Source organism: Methylobacterium aquaticum (assembly GCF_001043915.1).
Lineage (GTDB): Bacteria > Pseudomonadota > Alphaproteobacteria > Rhizobiales > Beijerinckiaceae > Methylobacterium > Methylobacterium aquaticum.
Window position 1 is genome coordinate 1 of the sequence record NZ_LABX01000090.1, and the last position, 20880, is coordinate 20880.

At 70.0% G+C, this 20880-nt stretch carries 24 protein-coding genes; 16 read left to right on the forward strand and 8 right to left on the reverse strand.

What is annotated here, in order from left to right:
• The 4 genes from VP06_RS34865 to VP06_RS12370 form a co-directional block, all read left to right on the forward strand.
• Positions 1 to 148, forward strand: a 148-nt coding sequence (locus VP06_RS34865) for a L,D-transpeptidase (protein ID WP_048464077.1), incomplete at its 5' end; no start/stop codon positions are given.
• Between the two features lie 28 nt (positions 149 to 176).
• Positions 177 to 734 (forward strand): DUF1993 domain-containing protein, encoded by a 558-nt coding sequence (locus VP06_RS12360; RefSeq protein ID WP_048464078.1) that lies wholly within the window; start codon positions 177 to 179, stop codon positions 732 to 734.
• A gap of 27 nt (positions 735 to 761) precedes the next feature.
• Positions 762 to 1439: a hypothetical protein gene (locus tag VP06_RS12365; RefSeq protein WP_048464079.1), complete on the forward strand. Its 678-nt coding sequence runs from the start codon at positions 762 to 764 to the stop codon at positions 1437 to 1439.
• A gap of 192 nt (positions 1440 to 1631) precedes the next feature.
• Positions 1632 to 2081 (forward strand): hypothetical protein, encoded by a 450-nt coding sequence (locus VP06_RS12370; RefSeq protein ID WP_048464080.1) that lies wholly within the window; start codon positions 1632 to 1634, stop codon positions 2079 to 2081.
• Positions 2082 to 2407: 326 nt separating this feature from the next.
• Here the strand turns inward: VP06_RS12370 and VP06_RS12375 are convergent, their stop codons facing one another.
• The gene (locus VP06_RS12375) at positions 2408 to 2860 is read right to left on the reverse strand and encodes a type II toxin-antitoxin system VapC family toxin (protein WP_082167355.1); all 453 of its coding nucleotides are present in this window, start codon (positions 2858 to 2860) and stop codon (positions 2408 to 2410) included.
• A 313-nt stretch (positions 2861 to 3173) separates the two neighbouring features.
• Here VP06_RS12375 and VP06_RS12380 point away from each other — a divergent pair, with 313 nt between their 5' ends.
• From VP06_RS12380 to VP06_RS12390, 3 genes are all read left to right on the forward strand, one after another.
• Complete coding sequence (locus tag VP06_RS12380; RefSeq protein ID WP_048464081.1) at positions 3174 to 3623, forward strand: hypothetical protein; 450 nt, start codon at positions 3174 to 3176, stop codon at positions 3621 to 3623.
• 128 nt (positions 3624 to 3751) lie between these two features.
• Positions 3752 to 5755 (forward strand): acetyl-CoA carboxylase biotin carboxylase subunit, encoded by a 2004-nt coding sequence (locus VP06_RS12385; protein WP_048464082.1) that lies wholly within the window; start codon positions 3752 to 3754, stop codon positions 5753 to 5755.
• A 13-nt stretch (positions 5756 to 5768) separates the two neighbouring features.
• Complete coding sequence (locus VP06_RS12390; protein ID WP_048464083.1) at positions 5769 to 6185, forward strand: gamma-glutamylcyclotransferase family protein; 417 nt, start codon at positions 5769 to 5771, stop codon at positions 6183 to 6185.
• A gap of 48 nt (positions 6186 to 6233) precedes the next feature.
• On the opposite strand, the gene hisI is transcribed toward VP06_RS12390, so the two are convergent.
• A complete protein-coding gene (hisI, locus tag VP06_RS12395) occupies positions 6234 to 6656 on the reverse strand; it encodes a phosphoribosyl-AMP cyclohydrolase (protein ID WP_048464084.1) in 423 nt (140 codons plus the stop codon).
• Positions 6653 to 7312, reverse strand: coding sequence for a GTP cyclohydrolase I FolE (folE, locus tag VP06_RS12400; protein ID WP_048464085.1), 660 nt, complete (start codon positions 7310 to 7312; stop codon positions 6653 to 6655). Before folE ends, hisI begins: the two co-directional genes overlap by 4 nt.
• Before the next feature lie 275 nt (positions 7313 to 7587).
• Between folE and VP06_RS12405 the strand changes: the two genes are divergently transcribed.
• From VP06_RS12405 to thrS, 3 genes are all read left to right on the forward strand, one after another.
• Positions 7588 to 8088, forward strand: a complete 501-nt coding sequence (locus VP06_RS12405) for an iron-sulfur cluster assembly scaffold protein (RefSeq protein WP_048464086.1) — start codon at positions 7588 to 7590, stop codon at positions 8086 to 8088.
• Positions 8085 to 8402: a membrane protein insertion efficiency factor YidD gene (gene yidD, locus VP06_RS12410; RefSeq protein ID WP_048464087.1), complete on the forward strand. Its 318-nt coding sequence runs from the start codon at positions 8085 to 8087 to the stop codon at positions 8400 to 8402. Before VP06_RS12405 ends, yidD begins: the two co-directional genes overlap by 4 nt.
• Before the next feature lie 148 nt (positions 8403 to 8550).
• Positions 8551 to 10563, forward strand: coding sequence for a threonine--tRNA ligase (thrS, locus tag VP06_RS12415; RefSeq protein WP_048464088.1), 2013 nt, complete (start codon positions 8551 to 8553; stop codon positions 10561 to 10563).
• Positions 10564 to 10617: 54 nt separating this feature from the next.
• Here thrS and nhaA read toward each other — a convergent pair whose 3' ends face one another.
• Positions 10618 to 11826, reverse strand: coding sequence for a Na+/H+ antiporter NhaA (gene nhaA, locus VP06_RS12420; protein ID WP_048464089.1), 1209 nt, complete (start codon positions 11824 to 11826; stop codon positions 10618 to 10620).
• A gap of 97 nt (positions 11827 to 11923) precedes the next feature.
• On the reverse strand, positions 11924 to 12175 hold the full coding sequence (locus VP06_RS12425) for a hypothetical protein (protein WP_156295565.1): 252 nt from the start codon (positions 12173 to 12175) through the stop codon (positions 11924 to 11926).
• 136 nt (positions 12176 to 12311) lie between these two features.
• Between VP06_RS12425 and VP06_RS12430 the strand changes: the two genes are divergently transcribed.
• On the forward strand, positions 12312 to 13082 hold the full coding sequence (locus tag VP06_RS12430) for a potassium channel family protein (RefSeq protein ID WP_048464091.1): 771 nt from the start codon (positions 12312 to 12314) through the stop codon (positions 13080 to 13082).
• Positions 13083 to 13466: 384 nt separating this feature from the next.
• On the opposite strand, the gene VP06_RS12435 is transcribed toward VP06_RS12430, so the two are convergent.
• Together VP06_RS12435 and VP06_RS12440 are read right to left on the reverse strand one after the other, a co-directional pair.
• A complete protein-coding gene (locus tag VP06_RS12435; RefSeq protein WP_048464092.1) occupies positions 13467 to 14222 on the reverse strand; it encodes a glycerophosphodiester phosphodiesterase family protein in 756 nt (251 codons plus the stop codon).
• A 105-nt stretch (positions 14223 to 14327) separates the two neighbouring features.
• Positions 14328 to 14801: a RidA family protein gene (locus tag VP06_RS12440; RefSeq protein ID WP_048464093.1), complete on the reverse strand. Its 474-nt coding sequence runs from the start codon at positions 14799 to 14801 to the stop codon at positions 14328 to 14330.
• 300 nt (positions 14802 to 15101) lie between these two features.
• Here VP06_RS12440 and VP06_RS12445 point away from each other — a divergent pair, with 300 nt between their 5' ends.
• The 5 genes from VP06_RS12445 (at position 15102) to VP06_RS12465 (ending at position 19882) form a co-directional block, all read left to right on the forward strand.
• Entirely contained in the window at positions 15102 to 16295 is a 1194-nt protein-coding gene (locus tag VP06_RS12445) for an aspartate aminotransferase family protein (protein WP_048464094.1), read from the forward strand.
• Positions 16295 to 17242 carry an ornithine carbamoyltransferase gene (gene argF / locus VP06_RS12450; RefSeq protein ID WP_048464095.1) on the forward strand — a complete coding sequence of 316 codons (948 nt, stop codon included), beginning with the start codon at positions 16295 to 16297 and terminating at the stop codon, positions 17240 to 17242. The genes VP06_RS12445 and argF overlap by 1 nt, the downstream gene beginning before the upstream one ends.
• 231 nt (positions 17243 to 17473) lie before the next feature.
• Entirely contained in the window at positions 17474 to 18514 is a 1041-nt protein-coding gene (locus tag VP06_RS12455) for an Hsp33 family molecular chaperone (protein WP_048464096.1), read from the forward strand.
• A gap of 92 nt (positions 18515 to 18606) precedes the next feature.
• Positions 18607 to 19158: a PRC-barrel domain-containing protein gene (locus VP06_RS12460; protein ID WP_048464097.1), complete on the forward strand. Its 552-nt coding sequence runs from the start codon at positions 18607 to 18609 to the stop codon at positions 19156 to 19158.
• Between the two features lie 112 nt (positions 19159 to 19270).
• Positions 19271 to 19882, forward strand: coding sequence for a LysE family translocator (locus tag VP06_RS12465; protein ID WP_048464098.1), 612 nt, complete (start codon positions 19271 to 19273; stop codon positions 19880 to 19882).
• A 122-nt stretch (positions 19883 to 20004) separates the two neighbouring features.
• On the opposite strand, the gene VP06_RS12470 is transcribed toward VP06_RS12465, so the two are convergent.
• Positions 20005 to 20880: M20/M25/M40 family metallo-hydrolase (locus VP06_RS12470; protein WP_048464100.1), on the reverse strand; the 876-nt coding region annotated here is incomplete at its 5' end.

Consider the following 20880-nt stretch of genomic DNA (forward strand, 5'->3'; position numbering starts at 1 on the left):
CAAGGACACGCTCTACCGCATCCACGGCACCAACGAGCCGGAGCGGATCGGCCAGGCGGCATCCTCGGGCTGCATCCGGATGCGCAACATCGACGTGGTCGACCTGTACAACCGGGTCGGCGCGGATGCGAAGGTCATCGTGCGGTAGATCGTCCGGCATCGACGGAGGAACGGCCATGTCCCTGACACTGCTGCTCGTCCCCACCTATACGCAGAGGCTGCGGGCCCTCTCGGGGTGGCTCGACAGAGCGCGCGAGCATCGGGGCGCCGAGGCGGACGCGGTGATGTCCCGCCGGCTCGCGCCGGACATGTATCCGCTGTCGTCGCAGGTGCGTTTCGCCTGCCTTCAGGCCCAGGAGGCGACCTGGAGGCTTCAGGGCGAGCCCCTGCCGCCGGCGCTCGACGATCTGGCGCGCGAGGGCCGGGAGGCGGGCGAGCGGCCCGGCTCGATCCCGGATGCGCAGGGCCGCATCGCCGAGGCCCTGGCGCGGCTCGACGCCGTCGCCCCGGACGGCCTCGATGCCGGCGCCGGCCTTCCGGTCACGCTGGTCCTGCCGAACGGCCTGATCTTCGACATGACGGGAGAGGATTACGCGCGCGACTGGGCCCTGCCGCAATTCTACTTTCACCTCGTAACCGCCTACGCGATCCTGCGCCACCACGGCGTCCCGCTCGGGAAGGCGGATTACGTGCCGCACATGGTCGGCTATCTGCGGCCGGGGACGGGGTCCTGACCCGATGACGGGGGCGATGGCGGGCCGATGAGCATCCCGGTCCGGTGCTGGACGCTGGTCTGGAAGCTCCGGAACATCGGGCCGGTGCGTGCCTGGCGGTACCGGCGCTACGCCGGCGACCACCGGGCGATCGAGGCGATGATCGGCGATTACCGCGGTCAGCGGTTCCGGGAGATCCCGCCGGATCCGCGCCGCCTCGACCCGGTTCGCCTCCGTGGCTTGAGCGAGCGGCTGTCCAACCCTTACGCCTATCGCTGGCGCGAGACGCAGGCCGACGCGGACCTCGTCGACGCCCTGTTCCACACCATCGCGCCGTCGACCAAGACCCGCTGGGGCCTGTGCATCGACACCCTCGCGCTCGACGATGACGGCCAGAGCCCGCCGATCGTCGTCGGTCCCCGGGGCCACGCCCGGATCTTCGCCTGGGGCCGGTTCGAGCGGCACCATTACGTGACGGCCTGCACCATGAGCGTGCGCCCCTTCATCACCTCCTACGACGAGGCCGTGCGCCTGCTCGACAAGGTGCTGCCCGGCTACGGCTTCGCGCTGCGGCGGGCCGACCGTTCCACTCTGGTCCGCCTGGAGAAGGGCGAGACCACCGGTCCCTGGATCAGCGGCAGCCACGCCGCCCTGGCCCTGGTTCTCGCCATCCTCGACCATCTCGAACGCGCTCCGCACGAGGCCGCCCCCTGGCGGACGATCTGACCGGCCGCGCACGGATCGCCCTGCTTTCGAGAGATCGCCGCAACCCTTTGGCAACGGCGTCCCGTTGCCGTGCTTTAACCTGAACAGGGATTCAGATCCCGCCATTAACCTGTCGAACCCCTTCCGTCCCGCATAGTCCTCCTCACACAGGGACAAGCACCGGCACAACAAAAGCCGGGGAGGCACCGACAGATGATCAACGCATCGCTGCAACACTTCTGCAACCGTATCGTCGCGGCCGGCACCCTCGGCCTGGAGGACGTGCGCGAGCTGAACCGCACCATTCTGCCCGAGGGGCTGACCTGCCGCGAGGAAGCCGACATGCTGTTTGGCCTCGACCGGGCGATGCCGGACGCCGACGAGGCGTTCGGCGAGTGGCTGATCGCCTCGGTGGTCGATTTCGCGGTCTGGGGCGAGCGCCCGACCGGGCATATCGATGCCGACACCGCCCATTGGCTCGCCGCCTCCCTCGGCTGCGGTCGCGGGCCGACCGTGACGGGCGCGCGGATCGCCGTCGAGGTGGTGCGCGAGGCCGAGACCAACGACCTCGCTCTCATCGCCTTCGCCCTCAAGGCGAACCGGGCCCGGGTCGGGGCCGAGGACGAGGTCGAGGAGATCCTGTCTTACGCCGTGGCCGCGTGAGCGGCGGTTGCGCGCCGGGGCGTGGCCGCAGGCATGAGTCGGTCCGGGGCGTCCGCACTTCGCCGTGATCCAAGCGTCCCGCGCAGCCGGCCCGGCATTCTGCGGCCGTGAGCACCAGTCCGACTTCGGCAGCGTGTCACGGCAGATGTCCGTGTCATGCCGACGGTCGGTGAAAACGACTTTCGCTCCCGTTCTCGAATTGTCGCCAAGCCCAAAATCCCGGACATCTGGGCTTGGCATCGACAATTCGAGATGGAACAACGGCCGCGTCGATCCCGGGCCTGCCCGAGATCGAATCGATGCGTCAGCATCTCCGGCCGTTGGTGTCAGAGCCAGGTCTCGACCGCGAGCCCTCGGACGCGCCGAAACTCCGCTTGGTCGGCCGTGACGAGGGGAACGCCGAGCGTGAGGGCCCGGGCCGCGATGAGCAGGTCGTTGGGGCCGATCAACTGACCGGCGGCCTCCAGCCCGGCGCGCGAGCGACCCTGCGCGGTATCGGCGGGAGGCTCGAACGGGATGATCTCGATCCCCGCCAGCACGGCCTCGACCTGATCGAGAAGCCGCGCCGAGCCACGTCTGGCACATCCGGAGCGAAGCTCGGCCACCGAGACGATGCTTGTCGCGATCCCGCGGTGTCCGATCCGGCCGATCGCCTGGACGACCGGACCGTTGCGACGGCGAACGAGATCCGAGACGATGGTCGTGTCGACCAGGACCGGGGACGGCTCCCGACCGATCGGTCTCCAACGGTGGCAGCCTCTCGTCGACGTCGGGATCATCGTCCTTGATCGGCTCCCGCGTCGCAAGGATTGCCAAAAGGTCTTTCTTGCCGACCGGCCCCAGGATCAGGCTGTCACCATCGCGGCCGATGCGGACCCGGTCGCCGGCTCTTTGCCGCACGAGGCCGCGAGGGCGGCCGACCGGCCTCTCCCGGTTCTCGCAACCCTTTGGCAACGGCGTCCCGTTGCCGTGCTTTAACCTGAACAGGGATTCAGATCCCGCCATTAACCTGTCGAACCCCTTCCGTCCCGCATAGTCCTCCTCACACAGGGACAAGCACCGGCACAACAAAAGCCGGGGAGGCACCGACAGATGATCAACGCATCGCTGCAACACTTCTGCAACCGTATCGTCGCGGCCGGCACCCTCGGCCTGGAGGACGTACGCGAGCTGAACCGCACCGTCCTGCCCGAGGGGCTGACCTGCCGCGAGGAGGCCGACATGCTGTTTGGCCTCGACCGGGCGATGCCGGACGCCGACGAGGCGTTCGGCGAGTGGCTGATCGCCTCGGTGGTCGATTTCGCGGTCTGGGGCGAGCGCCCGACCGGGCATATCGATGCCGACACCGCCCAGTGGCTCGCCGCCTCCCTCGGCTGTGGTCGCGGGCCGACCGTGACGGGCGCGCGGATCGCCGTCGAGGTGGTGCGCGAGGCCGAGACCAACGACCCTGCGCTGATCGCCTTCGCCCTCAGGGCGAACCGGGTGCGGAACGGCGCCGGGAGCGAGGGCGAGGCGATCCTCTCCTACGCGGCGGCCGCGTGAGAGGCAGGTTCGCCCGTTTGGCCGAGAACAGCCGGCTTTGCGGCGCGCGCGCCATGCTTTAACGGGGATGAGCTTGGGTGTGATCCACCCGGGTCCGGCTCCCCCTGAAGGCTCGAGTGCGCGCTCCGATGTTCGACAAGATCCTGATCGCCAACCGCGGCGAGATCGCCTGCCGCATCATCAAGACGGCGCGCCGGATGGGGATCAAGACGGTGGCGGTCTATTCCGACGCCGACCGCGACGCGCTGCACGTCGCCATGGCCGACGAGGCGGTGCATATCGGTCCGGCCGCTGCGGCGCAGTCCTATCTCGTCATCGACAAGATCGTCGAGGCGTGCAAGCAGACCGGCGCCCAGGCCGTCCATCCCGGCTACGGCTTCCTGTCCGAGCGCGAGGCGTTCCCGAAGGCGCTCGAAGCCGCCGGCATCGTGTTCATCGGCCCCAATCCCGGCGCCATCGCCGCCATGGGCGACAAGATCGAGTCGAAGAAGGCGGCCTCGGCGGCGAAGGTGTCCACCGTGCCGGGCTTCCTCGGGGTGATCGAGTCGCCGGAGCACGCCGTCACCATCGCCGACGAGATCGGCTATCCGGTCATGATCAAGGCGTCGGCCGGCGGCGGCGGCAAGGGCATGCGGATCGCGCATTCGGCCGGCGAGGTGGCGGAGGGGTTTGCCCGCGCCCGCTCCGAGGCCGCCTCGTCCTTCGGCGACGACCGGGTCTTCGTCGAGAAGTTCATCACGGATCCGCGCCACATCGAGATCCAGGTCATCGGCGACAAGCACGGCAACGTCGTCTATCTCGGCGAGCGTGAATGCTCGATCCAGCGCCGCAACCAGAAGGTCATCGAGGAAGCGCCGTCGCCCCTCCTCGACGAGGCGACCCGGCGCAAGATGGGCGAGCAGGCGGTGGCCCTGGCCAAGGCGGTGAACTACGATTCCGCCGGCACGGTCGAGTTCGTCGCCGGCCAGGACAAGTCGTTCTACTTCCTCGAGATGAACACCCGGCTCCAGGTCGAGCATCCGGTGACCGAGATGATCACCGGCCTCGACCTCGTCGAGCTGATGATCCGCGTCGCGGCGGGTGAAACGCTGCCGATCGCGCAAGCCGATGTGACGCTCAACGGCTGGGCGGTGGAGAGCCGGGTCTATGCCGAGGACCCGACCCGCAACTTCCTGCCCTCGATCGGCCGGCTCACCACCTATCGGCCGCCGGAGGAGGGCGAGTTCGGCGAGGCGATCGTGCGCAACGACACCGGCGTCGAGGAGGGCAGCGAGATCGCGATCCACTACGACCCGATGATCGCCAAGCTCGTCACCTGGGCGCCGACCCGCGCCGGCGCGATCACGTCGCAGGCCCAGGCTCTCGACGCCTTCGCGATCGACGGCATCCGCCACAACATCCCGTTCCTCTCGGCGCTGATGCACCATCCGCGCTGGCAGGAGGGCCGGCTCTCCACCGGCTTCATCGCCGAAGAGTTCCCGAACGGATTCGAGGCGCCGAAGCCCGCGGGCGAGGTGGCGCGCCGGATGGCGGCGGTCGCCGCCGCGATCGACCACCTGCTCAACGAGCGCAAGCGCGGCATTTCCGGCCAGATGCGCGAGCCCGACCTGCTGCGCTTCGAGAGCGAGCGGGTGGTGCGCCTCGGTGACGAGAGCTTCCGGGCCGTCGTCGAGACGACCGAGGACGGGATCGCGGTCGCCTTCGCGGACGGGATCGAGTGGCTGGTCGAGAGCGACTGGGTCCCGGGCGAGCCGGTCTGGACCGGCCTGATCGGTGGCGAGCCCGCGGCGATCCAGGTCCGTCCCCTCCTCAACGGCGTCTTCCTGCACCATGCCGGCGCCGCCGCAGAGGCGCGGGTCTACACCAAGCGCGAGGCCGAGCTGGCCGCCCTGATGCCGGTCAAGGAGGTGGGCGGCTCGGGCAAGCAGCTGCTCTGCCCGATGCCGGGCCTGGTGAAGAGCATCATGGTCACCCCCGGCCAGGAGGTGAAGGCGGGCGAGCCGCTGGCGATCGTCGAGGCGATGAAGATGGAGAATGTGCTGCGCGCCGAGCGCGACGGCACGATCCAGACCATCCAGGCCAAGGAGGGCGACAGCCTGGCGGTCGACGCGGTGATCCTCGAATTCGCCTGACCACCGGTCGGTCGTGCCGCTCTACTTCGCCTACGGCTCCAACATGGACCGGGCCGCGATGGCCCGGCGCTGCCCCGCCTCGCGGGTGCTCGGCCTCGGCCGGCTCAACCGCCACCGCCTCGTCATCATGCGCGAGGGCTACGCCTCGGTGGAACGTTGCCCCACCGGGACGGTCTGGGGCGTGCTCTGGGATCTCGCCCTGAGCGACATGCCGGCCCTCGACCGCTACGAGGGCGTGGCGAGCGGGCTCTACGTCAAGGCGCAGCAGCCCGTCTCGACCGAGGGCGGGGTGCGGCGGGCCTTGGTCTATCTCGGGCGCGGCCATGGCGGGGTGCCGCGGCCGGGCTACCTGGAGGGCGTGATCGCGGCGGGCCGGGAGAATGGGTTGCCGGAGATGTACCTGAAGGGCTTGGCGGCGCTGAAACGCTGAACACCCCAACCTTCCCCCGCAGAGGGGGGAGGATTGAGCGGCTGCGCTTCACGACGCCCGTGGAACCAGCGTCACCGCCCCGCTCTCGGCATCGTAGGCGACGCCGCGATAGAAGCAGTCCCGCCGCCCGGTATGGCAGCAGCCGCCATCGCCGCCGACCCGCACCCGCAGCAGCAGGGCGTCCTGGTCGCAATCGACCCGCATCTCGACGAGCGTCTGGATCTGCCCGCTGGTGGCGCCCTTGTGCCAGAGTTCGCTCCGCGAGCGCGACCAGTACCAGACCTCGCCGGTCGCCAGCGTCCGGGCGAGCGACTCGGCGTTCATGTGGGCGAGCATCAGCACCGCCCCGCTCTCGGCATCGACCGCCACCGCCGTGATGAGGCCGTCCGGCCCGAAGCGCGGCGTGAAGGTCTCGCCCTCCTCCAGCTCGCGCTTGGAGCCCGGCGAGGCAAAGACGGGAAGCGGGCTCATCGCCGGTCGCGGACCAGGGTGAGGAAGCGGACCTGCTCGGTCGGGTCCTGCTTGAACACGCCGGTGAACTGGGTGGTGATGGTCGAGACGCCGGATTTCTGCACGCCGCGCATCGCCATGCACAGATGCTCGGCCTCCACCATCACGGCGACGCCGCGGGGATGCAGCACCGAATCGATGACCTCGGCGATCTGGGCGGTCATCGTCTCCTGGGTCTGGAGCCGGCGCGCGAAGGTGTCGACGACGCGGGCGAGCTTGGAGAGGCCGACGACGCCGCGGCGCGGATAGTAGGCGATGTGGGCGTGGCCCATGAACGGCACCATGTGGTGCTCGCAATGGGAGTGGAACGGGATGTCGCGCACCAGCACGATGTCGGAATAGCCCTCGACCTCCTCGAACACCCGGTCCAGGATGGCGTCCGCGTCCTGGCGGTAGCCCCCAAAAATCTGCTCGTAGGCTTTCACCACCCGCTGCGGCGTCTCGAGCAGCCCCTCGCGGTCCGGATCGTCGCCGGCCCAGCGCAGCAGGGTCCGCACGGCGGCCTCGGCCTCCTGTCGGGTCGGGCGCTCGGCAAGGCGCACCGGCCGGGGGGCGTCGCTGCGCTTGTCGGCCGCCTCCGGGGCCCGGACCGACAAGGACTTCAGCACCGCGTCCATCACGCCTCCAAGATCGTGGCCAAGCTCGTGGCGACCCGGAAATCCGGTTCGTCGGGATCGCCCTGCCGTCACGCGAATCGGGCCGCGACCCGGCCGCGTCTCGCGGAGCCGGGCGACGGCGCCTATATCATGGGTCCGGCTCGGTCGCGCAATGCACCGGGGGCTCGGCAGGTCCTTGCGCTCCGATGCATCCGCCCGTCAAGCCAAAGTCGGACCGGTCCGGTCAAGCCCGATTCGTCAGTCCGGTGGCCCCTCTCGCCCAAAGTACGACTGCCATGCTCGACGATATCTACAACGCCCGCATCCTCGCCCTCGCGGCGGACATCCCGCGCCTCGGGCGGCTGCCGGCGCCGGCGGCGAGCGCGTCCAAGCACTCGAAGCTGTGCGGCTCGACCGTGACGGTCGATCTCGTCACCGACGCCGACACGGTCACCGACTTCGCCCACGACGTGAAAGCCTGCGCGCTCGGCCAGGCCGCCTCCTCGCTGATGGCCCGCCACGTGGTCGGTGCGAGTGCCGAGGAGCTGCGCGGCTTGCGCGAGACGGTGCGGCGGATGCTGAAGGAGGGCGGGCCGGCGCCGCAGGGGAAGTTCGCGGATTTCGCGGTGCTGGAGCCGGTGCGGGATTTCAAGGCGCGCCACGCCTCGACGCTGCTCACCTTCGATGCGGTGGTCGATGCCCTCGACCAGATCGCTGCCAAGGGCGAGAAGGCCAAGGGCGAGAAGGCCAAGGGCGAGAAGGCCAAGGGCGAGAAGGCCGAGGCGGTGCCGGCGTGAGCCCGGCCCGCCGCGCGGCGCATCTCGCCATCCGCGGCTACCAGCTGACCCTGTCGGGCCTCGTCGGGCGCCAGTGCCGGCACTGGCCGTCCTGCTCGGCCTATACCGACGCGGCGATCCAGCGCCACGGCCTCTGGGCCGGCGGCTGGATGGGCTTTGCCCGGATCTGCCGCTGCGGCCCGTTCGGTACCCACGGCATCGACCTTGTGCCCGAGACGAAGCCTCCCGGCGCCGCCTGGCACCGGCCCTGGGCCTATGCCCGCTGGCGCGGGGTCAACGCGCCGCCGCCGCTCTGCGAGAGCATCGAGGGCTGAAGGCGTCGGTCGTTTCGCCTCGCATTTCGCCTCGCGGCTGCTATGACGGCGCCGGTCCGGTGCGCGGCGAAGCCCGCCGGACCCTGTTTGCCGCTGCGCTTACCTGCACTGTGCGCAGGAGTGAGCCCCGAGGAGTCGAAAAAGTCCCATGCCGATCCTGACATTTCCCGATGGCGCCACGCGGTCCCTCGACGGCGCCGTCACCGGCCGCGCCGTCGTCGAGGGCATCGCCAAGTCGCTCGCCAAGCGCACCGTCGCCATGGCCCTCGACGGGACCGTCCGCGATCTCGACGACACGATCGAGGCGGATGCCCGCATCGAGTTCCTCGACCGCACCGACCCGCGGGCCCTGGAGCTGATCCGGCACGATTGCGCCCACGTGCTGGCGGAGGCCGTGCAGTCGCTGTGGCCGGAGACGCAGGTCACGATCGGCCCGGTGATCGAGAACGGCTTCTACTACGATTTCCACCGCGAGACCCCGTTCTCGCCGGACGACTTCCCGGCGATCGAGGCGCGGATGCGCGAGATCATCGCCCGCGACGCCCCCTTCACCAAGGAGGTCTGGGCCCGCGACGACGTGCGCAAGGTGTTCGAGGAGAAGGGCGAGGCGTTCAAGGTCGAGCTGGTCGACGCGATCCCGCCGGGCGAGGACCTGCGGATCTACCGCCAGGGCGAGTGGTTCGACCTCTGCCGTGGCCCGCACATGACCTCGACGGGCAAGGTCGGCACCGCCTTCAAGCTGATGAAGGTGGCGGGCGCCTATTGGCGCGGCGATTCGACGAAGCCGATGCTGAGCCGGATCTACGGCACGGCCTGGGGAACCCAAGCCGATCTCGACGCCTACCTCAACCGCCTGGCCGAGGCCGAGCGCCGCGACCACCGTAAGCTCGGCCGCGAGATGGACCTCTTCCACTTCCAGGAGGAGGGGCCGGGCGTGGTGTTCTGGCACCCGAAGGGCTGGACCCTGTTCCAGTCCCTGATCGCGTACATGCGCCGGCGCCTGAAGGGCGACTATGCCGAGGTGAACGCACCGCAGATCCTCGACAAGGCCCTGTGGGAGACCTCTGGCCACTGGGACTGGTACCGGGAGAACATGTTCGTCACGAAGACTGAGGACGACCGTGTCTTCGCGATCAAGCCGATGAACTGCCCTGGCCATGTCCAGATCTTCAAGCACGGCTTGAAATCCTACCGCGACCTGCCGCTGCGGCTGGCCGAGTTCGGCTCGGTCTCGCGCTATGAGCCGTCCGGCGCGCTGCACGGCCTGATGCGGGTGCGCGCCTTCACCCAGGACGACGCCCACGTCTTCTGCACCGAGGACCAGCTCGCGGCCGAGTGCCTCAAGATCAACGACCTGATCCTGAGCACCTACGCCGATTTCGGCTTCGACGAGATCGTGGTGAAGCTCTCGACGCGGCCGGAGAAGCGGGTCGGCTCGGATGCCCTGTGGGACCATGCCGAGGAGGTGATGACCCGGGTGCTGGCCCAGATCGAGGAGCAGTCCGGCGGGCGGATCAAGACCGCGATCAACCCGGGGGAGGGCGCCTTCTACGGCCCCAAATTCGAGTACGTGCTGCGCGACGCGATCGGCCGCGACTGGCAATGCGGCACGACGCAGGTCGACTTCAACCTGCCGGAGCGGTTCGGCGCCTTCTTCGTCGATGCCGACGGTCAGAAGAAGACCCCGGTGATGGTCCACCGGGCGATCTGCGGCTCGATGGAGCGCTTCGCCGGCATCCTGATCGAGCATTTCGCCGGTCACTTCCCGCTCTGGCTGGCGCCGCTCCAGGTCGTGGTGGCGACGATCACCGGCGAGGCCGATCCCTATGCGCGTCAGGTGCTCAAGGCCGCCGACGCGGCGGGCCTGCGCGCCGAGGCCGATCTTCGCAACGAGAAGATCAACTACAAGGTCCGCGAGCATTCCCACGCCAAGGTGCCGGTGATGCTGGTCGTCGGCCGCAAGGAGGGCGAGGAGCGCACCGTCTCGATCCGCCGCCTCGGCAGCCCGCAGAGCCGCACCCTGCCGCTCGACCAGGCCCTGGCCGAGCTGGTGGCCGAGGCGACTTTTCCGGACTTGCGCCGGGCGGAAGCGGTGGCGGAGAGCGTGCCGAGCGAGGGCGTGGCGCTCGACGGGCAGCACGGCGAAGCGCCGGTGCCGTAGGCCGATACGGGGCGGGACCGGTCAGCCGGTCCCGCCCTTCGCCTTCCGCGACGCTCAGGACGTCCGCGACGCGGCCGGTGCCCGCGCAGGTGGGGTCAGCCGCAGCACCAGGGCCCCGACCGCCATGCAGAGCAGCGAGCCGACCAGCACGCCGATCTTGGTTTCAGCTTCCAGTTCGGGGTTGCTGGCGAAGGCCAGGAGGCCGATGAACAGGCTCATCGTGAACCCGACTCCGCACAGCAGCGCCACGCCGTAGACCTGCAGCCAGGTCGCGTGCGCCGGCCGATGCGCCCAGCCGAGCCTCACCACGCCCAGCACGAACCCGAACACCCCGACCTGCTTGCCGACGAACAGGCCCAGAGCCACGCCGAGCGTCACCGGGTCGAGCAGCATGGCCGGCGTGAATCCGGCCAGCGACACGCCGGCATTGGCGAAGCCGAAGATCGGCAGGATCAGGAATGCCGACCAGGGATGGATCGCGTGTTCGAGGATGTGCAGCGGCGAGGTCGGGTCGTCCGGCTTGCCGACGCTGAGGCGTAAGGGGATCGTCAGCGCCAGCAGCACGCCGGCGATCGTCGCGTGGACGCCGGACTTGAGCACGAATCCCCACAGCACCACGCCGAGCAGCAGGTAGGGCCACAGGCGCGCGACACCGGCCTTGTTGAGCCCGTAGAGCGCGGCGAGCGTCAGGGCGGCGCCGCCGAGCATCGGCAGCGACACATCGGCGGTGTAGAACGCCGCGATGATGACGACCGCGCCGAGGTCGTCGAGGATCGCCAGCGCGGTCAAGAACACCTTGAGCGAGACCGGCACGCGCGAGCCGAGCAGCGCCAGCACCCCGAGGGCGAAGGCGATGTCGGTGGCGGCGGGAATCGCCCATCCGCGCAGGGTCTCCGGGGAATGCCAGTTGATCGCGGCGTAGACCAGCGCCGGCATCAGCATGCCGCCGAGCGCCGCGACACCGGGCAGGATGCGGTCGGGCCAGGTGCGCAGCCGCCCGTCCAGCATCTCGCGCTTGATCTCGAGTCCGACCAGCAGGAAGAACACCGCCATCAGGGCATCGTTGATCCAGTGCAGCAGGCTCAGGGGGCCGAGATAGGCCTTCAGGGCCGCGAAGTAGATGTCCGCGTAGGCCGAATTAGCGACGACCAGCGCGAGGGCGGCACTCGCCATCAGCACCAGGCCGCCACTGGCTTCGTTGCGCAACATGTTGCGCAAGGCCGAGAGCGGCCGGCGCATGGGCAGCGAGGCTTGGGTCGTCATGTCGTCACCTTGCCGTTCCGCAGGGAATGGGGCAGCAGACTTCGTCGAGGTCGGGAGATGCTGTCTTCGCGAGGACGGCCGAGCCGCGGCCGGCCTGTCACGATGGCTGCGCCGAAATCGGGGCTGGGGCCAGATCGTCCGCCGTGCCGATCAGGCTGCCGGCCAGCATGAGGCAGACCACACCGAGGATGGCGACGAGCGCAACCGCCAGGACGACGTCGGCGGCGCGGACGGCCGCCGGTGCGCGGCGACGGGCGGCCGATGGCCGAGAGCGACGGTGGCCGGTCGGATGAGGCACGAGCACGGGTCTCCGCCACTGGCGGCCCGACCAGCGGTAGAGATCCTGCAAGCCCCGTCGCGAGGCCGCACACCTTGGCGCCCGTATCCCATCGATCGGCGATGCGTGCAATGGCGCGCGCCCGGCCCGGATGCGGTATGGGGCACGCCCGCCTCGCCCGGCCTGACCCGAAGTCTCCTCTGACGACATGACGTCCCTGAAAGCCCGATTGCAGGCCCTCTACGAGGGCGACACCGACCAGGCGCATCGCTTCCGCTACGCTCTGCTCGCCTTCGACATCGCGACGATCGCCTTCGTGATCGCAACCTCGTTCCTGCCGCTCTCGCCCTGGATCGTCGCCCTCGACGGGGTCCTCGGGCTCGGGGTGCTGGCGGATTTCCTCGGCCGCCTGATGATCAGCCGGGCGCCCGCGCGCGAGTTCCTGCGCCTGAGCACCTGGACGGACGTGGTCGCCATCGCCTCCTTCCTGGCGCCGATGTTCATGGAGGGCGTCGGCTTTCTGCGCATCCTGCGGACGCTGCGCCTTTTGCGCACCTACCAGCTGCTCGAGCGTCTGCGCCACGACAGCGCGTTCTTCCGGCGCAACGAGGAGGCGGTCCTCGCGGCGACCAATCTCGTGGTGTTCGTATTCGTGATGACCGGCGTGGTCTACGTCACGCAGCACCGTACCAATCCGGCGATCGGCAGTCCGGTCGATGCCCTGTACTTCACGGTCACGTCGCTGACGACCACCGGTTACGGCGACATCACGCTCCCGGGCACCTCCGGACGGTTGATCTCGGTGTTCGTGATGATCTGCGGCGTGACCCTGTTCTTCCGCCTCGCCCAGGTGGTGTTCCGGCCCTACAAGGTGCGCTTCCCCTGCCCGACCTGTGGCTTGCAGCGGCACGAGCCCGATGCCGTGCATTGCAAGGCCTGCGGCACCACGCTGAACATTCCGGACGACGGCGCGGATTGAGACGGCGGCGCCGGGTCGGGGTCATCCGCAGCAACCCGATCGAGGGTCATCCCGGCGCGCCGCGTGCGGGCCGGCACGGCGAGCGCGGTTCGGCAGGCGTAGGGATGGCCGACAGCCAGGACGCACACCAGTCCGAGGTCGTCCCCGACCTCCACACCGCCATGACCCACGACGCCATCCGATGCGACCGGTCCGGCTGGAGGGTCTACCATCTGTGCTCGGGCGCCATGGCGGTCGTTGACGACGAACTGCAAGTCGGCCTCGACTGCGACGAGGCCGATTCCGCCGCGGAGGCTCTCGGCGACACGGTGGCGGTCCCGGCACTCGCCGGAATGGGTGTGCCGGTTCGCCTGGTTCCGGGCGCCCGCGCGGCCCTGACCGCCGTCAGGCCCGAAATCCCTCGAACACCATCTGGTCGGCATGGGCCCGCGCCAGCCGCACCTGCGCGTCGTTCCGCACGGTCCAGGTCATCACCGGCATCCCGCCGAGCAGGCGGCAGAGATGGGTCGCGGCGTTCGGCAAGTCGTCGACGCGCCAGGACAGGAAGTCCGGGCGGCTCTCGGAGACATGCAGCAGGTTCGCCAGGCCGTGCCGCTGCGCCTCGGTGAGGGCGGCATAGGCCGGGTCGTCGTGGTGGCTCTCCGCCACGATGCCGCGCGGGAGGCCGGGCGCGAGGTCGGCGAGGGCCCCGACGATGGCGGGATCGAACGATTTCAGCGCCACCGGGCCGTCATAGGCGGCGGCGACCTCGGCGGTGCGGCGGGCCAGGGTTAAGTCGCCGTCGAACCGGGCCTTCACCTCGACAACGAGCGGCGTGCGCCCGGCGATCGTTTGCAGGAACTCCGCCAGGGTGGGGACGCGCTCGGCGCTGCCGAGCACGGTCAGTTGTCCGAGGGCGGCGGCGTCCCGCTCGCGCACGAGGCCGTCGGCCCCGGTGAGCCGGCCGAGGCCGGCATCGTGGAACACCATCGCCTCGCCGTCCCGGCTGAGCTGGACGTCGCACTCGATCGCGTAGCCGCCCGCGATCGCCGCCTCGGCCGCCGCGATCGTGTTCTCGGGGATGCCGGCGACGCGGTCGTGCAGGCCGCGATGGGCGATCGGGCGGGCGGTCAGCCAGTCGGGAGCGAGGCGATCGGTCATCTCAAGGCATTGTCCGACGAAGGAGGCACCCATTGTCGTAGACAATGCGGCCGACCAAAAGTCGAGACCAATGGCCGGGCGCAAGGTGACCGGATGCCGGTCCCGTCAGCGGACCTCGAACAGGCCCTCGACTTCGACGACGGCGTCGAGGGGCAATTCGGCGACGCCGATCGTCGAGCGGGCGTGACGGCCGCGCTCGCCCAGCACCTGGACCATCAGGTCGGAGGCGCCGTTCATCACGCCCGCCACCGCCGAGAAGCCCGGCGCCGCGTTGATGAAGCCGCCGAGCCGCAGGCAGGACACCACGGCGTCGTCGAGGTTGCCGGCGGCGGAACGCAGCTGCGCCAGGATGTTGAGGGCGCAGTGCCGGGCCGCCTCGGCCGCCGCCTCCGGCGAGACCGTGCCGCCGACCTTGCCCTTGTGGGCCGGATCGATCTGGCCGTTCGCCCCGAAGGGCAACTGGCCCGAGACGATCACCAGGTTGCCGCTGCGCTGGAAGGCGACGTAGTTCGCCACCGGTGCCGCGGCCGGCGGCAGGGTGAGGCCGAGCTCCGTCAGGCGGTCGAGGGTCGCGCTCATCTGTCTGGTCTCCCACCAGGCCCGCCCGGAGCGTCGTGCCCGCAAGGATTCAGGCCGGTCCGTCGTCCCGCGGCGCCCCCGCCGCGGCGCGGCCGAGACCGGCCGCTGGCCGGTCTGTGCCCCGAAGGAAGCCCGGCCGCAACCCCGGGCGAAAGCGTCGCTGGCTGTCATCGCGATGTCATCTTGACGGACGGCGTTGACAGCGCGCGTCCATTCCATAGTATCCGCGCGCGCCGCCCTTCGAGGCGGCGCTTTGTTTTCCGGTCGACCGACTGACTCGACCGCGACGGAGACGAGATCGTGACCTCCTCGCTGCTGCCGACCTACGCCCGGGCCAAGGTGTCCTTCGAGCGCGGTGAGGGCGCTTGGCTCATCGCCCGAGACGGCTCGCGATACCTCGATTTCGGCGCCGGCATCGCGGTCAACTCGGTCGGCCACGGCCATCCGCATCTCCTCGCCGCGCTGACCGAGCAGGCCCAGAAGGTCTGGCACGTCTCGAACCTATTCGAGGTGCCGGAGGCCGAGCGGCTGGCCCAGCGCCTCGTCGAGGCGAGCTTTGCCGACGTGGTGTTCTTCGCCAATTCCGGTGCCGAGGCCAACGAAGCCTGCATCAAGATGGCGCGCAAGTACCACGCCGCCGGCGGCCATCCGGAGCGGTACCGGATCGTCACCTTCGAGGGCGCCTTCCACGGCCGGACGCTGGCCACCATCGCGGCGGGCGGCCAGCAGAAATACATCGACGGCTTCGGCCCCAAGGTCGACGGGTTCGACCAGGTGCCGTTCGGCGACCTGGAGGCCCTTAAAAGCGCCATCACGCCTGAGACCGCCGCCCTGATGATCGAGCCGATCCAGGGCGAGGGCGGCCTGCGGGTGGTCTCGCACGAGTGGCTGCGCACCCTGCGCGGCTTGTGCGACGAGCACGGCCTGCTCCTCATCATGGACGAGGTCCAGACCGGCATCGGCCGCACCGGCAAGCTCTTCGCCCATGAATGGTCGGGCGTGACGCCGGACATCATGTCCTCGGCCAAGGGCATCGGCGGCGGCTTCCCGATGGGCGCGTGCCTTGCCACCCGCGAGGCGGCCCGCGGCATGGTGGTGGGCAGCCACGGCACCACCTTCGGCGGCAACCCGCTCGCCATGGCGGTGGGCAATGCCGTGCTCGACATCATCCTCGCCCCCGGCTTCCTGGAGCAGGTCCGCCAGACCGGCCTGCTCCTCAAGCAGCGCCTCGCCGCGCTCAAGGACCGCCACCCGGCCATCGTCGACGAGATCCGCGGCGAGGGCCTGATGATGGGCCTGCGCCTCGTGGTGCTGAACACCGAATTCGCCGCCGCCGCCCGGGACGCGCACCTGCTGGTGATCCCGGCCGGCGACAATGTCGTGCGCCTGCTGCCGCCGCTGATCATCGGCGAGGCCGAGGTGAATGCGGCCCTGGACAAGCTGGAGGCGGCCTGCGCCGCCATGGAGACGAGGGGCCGGAGGGCCGCCGAGTGATGAATGCGCCCGTGAAGATCGCGCCGGCCCCCCGGCATTTCCTCGACCTGACCGATTTCACCAGCACCGAGCTGCGCACGGTCCTCGATGCCTGCACCGACCTGAAGCGCCGCCGCCGCAAGGGCGAGCCGCCGGCGGAGCGGCCGCTTGCCGGCAAGTTCCTCGGCATGGTGTTCGACAAGCCCTCGACCCGCACCCGCGTCTCCTTCGACGTGGCGATGCGGGAACTCGGCGGCGAGACCCTGATGCTCACCGGCCGGGAGATGCAGCTCGGCCGCGGCGAGACCGTGGCCGACACCGCCCGCGTCCTGTCGCGCTACATCGACGCGATCATGATCCGCATCCTCGATCACGGCATGATGCTGGAACTGGCCGAATACGCCACCATCCCGGTCATCAACGGCCTGACGAAGGACTCGCATCCGTGCCAGATCATGGCCGACGTGCTGACCTTCGAGGAGCATCGCGGCCCGATCAAGGGCCGCACCGTCGCCTGGTCGGGGGATTCCAACAACGTGCTGGCCTCCTGGGCCCACGCGGCGGCGCGGTTCGATTTCACGCTCAACGTCGCCTGCCCGCCCGAACTGCCGGTGCCGGAGAGCCTGATCGCCCGCGCCAAGGCCGAGGGCGCGGACCTGAACATCACCACCGACCCGTTCGAGGCGGTGGCGGGCGCCGATTGCGTCGTGACCGATTGCTGGGTCTCGATGGGTGACGAGGACGAGGCGCACCGCCACAACCTGCTGATGCCCTACCAGGTCAACGGACGGCTGATGGCGGCGGCCGCCAAGGATGCGGTGTTCATGCACTGCCTGCCGGCGCATCGCGGCGAGGAGGTCACCGCCGAGGTGATCGACGGGCCGCAATCGGTGGTGTTCGATGAGGCCGAGAACCGCCTCCACGCCCAGAAGGGCATCCTGGCCTGGTGCCTCGGCGCCGTCTCGTGAGCGCGTGAGGGGCGGTGCCCTCCACGCGCCGCCCCCTTCGAAAACGGCGCCCGCGCCTCCATATATCGGGATACGCCGGTCTCTCGCCGCGGCGTCTCCCGCCCCCTCGCTCCGTCGGCCCGCTCTCCGCGGCAGGACATGCAGTGCGGCTCGCGCGGAAGGCCCCTCGCCGGGAGACCTTCATGATCCTGGGCGAGAGCCGGCCTTCTGCCTGCCGGCGGCGGTGAGAGCATGTCCGAGACCATTTCTTCGCCATCCTCCGAGGGCCGCGACGACGCGATTTTGCCTTTCGCGGTCGAGCCCCTCGACGTGCGCGGCCGGGTCGTGCGCCTCGGCCCCTCCGTCGACACCATCCTGCGCCGGCACGGCTATCCGGAGCCGGTCGCGCGGCTCCTGGGGGAGGCCGCGGCGCTGACGGTGCTGCTCGGCTCCTCGCTCAAGTTCCAGGGCCGGTTCCAGCTCCAGACCAAATCCGACGGTCCGGTCGACATGGTGGTGGTCGATTTCGAGGCGCCCGACCGGGTGCGCGCCACCGCCCGCTTCGATGCGGGCCGCGTCGCCGAGGCCGGTCCCCGCGCCGGCACCGCCCAGCTCCTCGGCCGCGGCCATCTCGCCATGACCATCGACCAGGGCTCGGCCCAGAGCCGCTACCAGGGCGTGGTGGCCCTGGAAGGCCAGGGCTTCGAGGAGGCGGCGCACCAGTATTTCCGCCAGTCGGAGCAGATCCCGACCCGGGTGCGCCTCGCCGTCGCCGAGCAGGTCGAGGGGGCAGGACAGGCGTCCGGGACTTCTTCTCACGGGAATGCCGACGGGCATTCCTGGCGCGCCGGCGGCCTCCTGATGCAGTTCCTGCCGCATTCGCACGACCGTGCCCGCCTCGCCGACCTGCCGCCCGGCGACCTGCCGGAGGGACACGCCCTCCTCGACGAGAGCCGGCCGCAGGAGGATGATGCCTGGGTCGAGGCCAAGTCCCTGGTGGCGACGATCGAGGATCACGAACTCGTCGATCCCACCGTGTCGAGCGAGCGCCTGCTCTACCGCCTCTTCCACGAGCGCGGCGTGCGGGTGTTCGAGGCGCAAGGGGTGCGCGAAGCCTGCCGCTGCTCGCGCGAGCGGGTGATGGGCATGGTCCGCAACTTCTCGGCCGAGGAGCGTCGCGACATCGTCGGCGAGGATGGCCGCATCGGCATCACGTGCGAGTTCTGCTCGCGGCATTACGACCTCGATCCGGCCGAGGTCGAGGCGGAGATCGCCGGCGGCCAGCAAGCCTGACGCGGCGAAAGGAAGGGGCGAGGGAACCTTTCGCACCGCAACCGACTCTTCCTCCGCCCGAGCGTGTCGGGCGTTTGATGCCGGAGCCGTCGATGTCCCGCCCCCTCCTCGCCGCCGCGTTCCTCCTCGTCGCCGGCGCCAGCGCCGGCCTGGCACAGGATGCGAGCGGCCCCAAGCCGGTGCCGGGCACGCCCGCCACCCTCGCCAACGACCTGCGGCCGACCTTCGTCGCCCAGGAGCCGAGCGACCTCGTCGCCTCGAAGCTGATCGGCCAGGCCATCCAGAACGGCGCCAACGAGACCATCGGCTCGGTCGCCGACATCGTGCTCGGGCCGGATCTCGCGGTGAAGTCCTACGTCGTCGGCGTCGGCGGCTTCCTCGGCCTCGGCACCAAGTACGTCTCGGTGGCGAAGGAGGCGCTGCATGTCACCCGTGTCGACGACAAGACCCTGAGGGCGGTGATCAACACCGACAAGGACCAGCTCCGCGCCGCCCCTGAATACGTCTATCTCGGACAGCAGCCGGCCAAGGCCGATGCGCCGAAATCCGACTCCCAGAAGACCGGCGCCCAGGCGACCGACACGTCGAAGTCCGACGTGCCGGCCTCGACCGGCACCACGACGACCCAGCCGGCGCAGCAGTAAGCGGGATCTCGGCGGGCGGGATCTTGGCGGGTGGAACTTGGCGGGTGGAACTTGGCGGGATCGCGGCCTTCATGGCACGCTGGCGTCCGGTTTGCCTCCGGACGGTCCCGTCATGCCCCTCGATCTCTATCTCGGCTTCGTTGCCGCGACGCTCGTTCTGATCCTGGTCCCGGGCCCGAACGTCGCCCTCATCGTCGCCAACAGCGTGGCGCATGGCACCCGCTACGGCCTCGTCACGGTGGCGGGAACCAGCGTTGCCCTCGCCATCCAGCTTGGTCTGACGGTCGCCGGTCTTTCGGCGATGCTGAGCCTGATGGCGACCTGGTTCGAGGTGCTGCGCTGGCTCGGCGTCGCCTATCTCGTCTGGCTGTCCGTCCGCGCCTGGCGGGCCCCCGCGACCGATCTCGCGCGGACCGCGCCGGAACCCCGGGTCGCTCGGGCGATGGTGATGCGCGGCTTCCTCGTCGCGCTGACCAACCCGAAGACGCTGCTCTTCTTCGGCGCATTCCTGCCCCAGTTCGTGAGCCGCGACGCGCCGCCGCTCGGGCAGCTGGTTCTGCTCGCGGTGACCTTCCTGGTCCTGGCGATCTCCGGTGACGCGATCTGGGCGGGGCTGGCCGGACGGGCGCGGGTGGTGCTGGCGCGCGGACGCTGGCGCAACCGGCTGACCGGTGGGTTGCTGATGGGAGCCGGGGTGGGATTGGCGCTGGCGCGGCGGCCGTGAGGCCGGCCTGACGAACTCGCGGGCTGACAGGCAGAGTGTGTCCCCCTCTCCCATCCGGGAGAGGGGATCCCGCGACTGATCGTGAGAGGAGACCTATTCTCCTTGCAGACGGAACTGGAGCGTCACGCCGGGCTCCACCCCGCCGCGCAATCCCGCACCAGCTGCCGCAGGAACGCTTCCCCGGCCTCCAGGGCCGCCAGCGTGATGTACTCGTCCGGCTGGTGCGCCTGGTCGATCGAGCCCGGGCCGCAGACCACGGTCGGCAGGCCGGCGAGCTGGAAGCGGCCGGCCTCGGTGGCGTAGGGCACCGTGATGGTGTGGTTGCGGCCGGCGAGCCGCAGGGCCAGGCGCTCGGCCGGGGAACCGGGCTCCGGGGCCAGCCCCGGCACCGCCGCATCCTCCTCGGTCTCGATATGGCCGTAATCGCCGAAACGGTTGAGCCGCTCGCGGGTGACCCGCTCGACGTCGGCGGCAAACAGCGCCGGGATCTCGTCGGGCGACAGGTCCGGCAGGCCGCGGAACTCCCACTGGAACTCGCAGACCTTGGGCAGGATGTTGCGGGCGGTGCCGCCGCCGATCACCCCGACATGCACCGTGGTATAGTCCGGATCGAACCGGCCGCTGGCGTCCCCGCGGGTCGCCATCAGATCGGCGATGCGGTTGAGCCCCGCCACCAGTTCGGCCGCTGCCATCACGGCGTTGGCGCCGAGCGCCGGCTTCGAGGAATGGGCCTCGTAGCCGTGGACGGTGGTGCGGTAGGTGTAGATGCTCTTGTGGGCGTCCGCCACGTCGAGGTCGGTCGGCTCGCCGACGATCACCGCGCCCGGCCGCGGCAGATCCTGTCCGAACCGCGCGATCACGTCGGCGACGCCGAGGCAGGTCAGTTCCTCGTCGTAGGAGAGCAGGATGTGGATCGGCGTCTTGAGGCCGGCGGCCAGCATCTCCGGCACCAGGGCGAGGCAGAGCGCGTCGAAGCCCTTCATGTCGACGGCGCCGCG

Coding starts and splice junctions, on each gene's coding strand:
- VP06_RS12360 (WP_048464078.1), top strand. CDS start 177: ATGTCCCTGACACTGCTGCTCGTCCCCACCTATACGCAGAGGCTGCGG.
- VP06_RS12365 (WP_048464079.1), top strand. CDS start 762: ATGAGCATCCCGGTCCGGTGCTGGACGCTGGTCTGGAAGCTCCGGAAC.
- VP06_RS12370 (WP_048464080.1), top strand. CDS start 1,632: ATGATCAACGCATCGCTGCAACACTTCTGCAACCGTATCGTCGCGGCC.
- VP06_RS12375 (WP_082167355.1), bottom strand. CDS start 2,860: ATGATCCCGACGTCGACGAGAGGCTGCCACCGTTGGAGACCGATCGGT.
- VP06_RS12380 (WP_048464081.1), top strand. CDS start 3,174: ATGATCAACGCATCGCTGCAACACTTCTGCAACCGTATCGTCGCGGCC.
- VP06_RS12385 (WP_048464082.1), top strand. CDS start 3,752: ATGTTCGACAAGATCCTGATCGCCAACCGCGGCGAGATCGCCTGCCGC.
- hisI (WP_048464084.1), bottom strand. CDS start 6,656: ATGAGCCCGCTTCCCGTCTTTGCCTCGCCGGGCTCCAAGCGCGAGCTG.
- folE (WP_048464085.1), bottom strand. CDS start 7,312: ATGGACGCGGTGCTGAAGTCCTTGTCGGTCCGGGCCCCGGAGGCGGCC.
- VP06_RS12405 (WP_048464086.1), top strand. CDS start 7,588: ATGCTCGACGATATCTACAACGCCCGCATCCTCGCCCTCGCGGCGGAC.
- thrS (WP_048464088.1), top strand. CDS start 8,551: ATGCCGATCCTGACATTTCCCGATGGCGCCACGCGGTCCCTCGACGGC.
- nhaA (WP_048464089.1), bottom strand. CDS start 11,826: ATGACGACCCAAGCCTCGCTGCCCATGCGCCGGCCGCTCTCGGCCTTG.
- VP06_RS12430 (WP_048464091.1), top strand. CDS start 12,312: ATGACGTCCCTGAAAGCCCGATTGCAGGCCCTCTACGAGGGCGACACC.
- VP06_RS12435 (WP_048464092.1), bottom strand. CDS start 14,222: ATGACCGATCGCCTCGCTCCCGACTGGCTGACCGCCCGCCCGATCGCC.
- VP06_RS12440 (WP_048464093.1), bottom strand. CDS start 14,801: ATGAGCGCGACCCTCGACCGCCTGACGGAGCTCGGCCTCACCCTGCCG.
- argF (WP_048464095.1), top strand. CDS start 16,295: ATGAATGCGCCCGTGAAGATCGCGCCGGCCCCCCGGCATTTCCTCGAC.
- VP06_RS12455 (WP_048464096.1), top strand. CDS start 17,474: ATGTCCGAGACCATTTCTTCGCCATCCTCCGAGGGCCGCGACGACGCG.
- VP06_RS12460 (WP_048464097.1), top strand. CDS start 18,607: ATGTCCCGCCCCCTCCTCGCCGCCGCGTTCCTCCTCGTCGCCGGCGCC.
- VP06_RS12465 (WP_048464098.1), top strand. CDS start 19,271: ATGCCCCTCGATCTCTATCTCGGCTTCGTTGCCGCGACGCTCGTTCTG.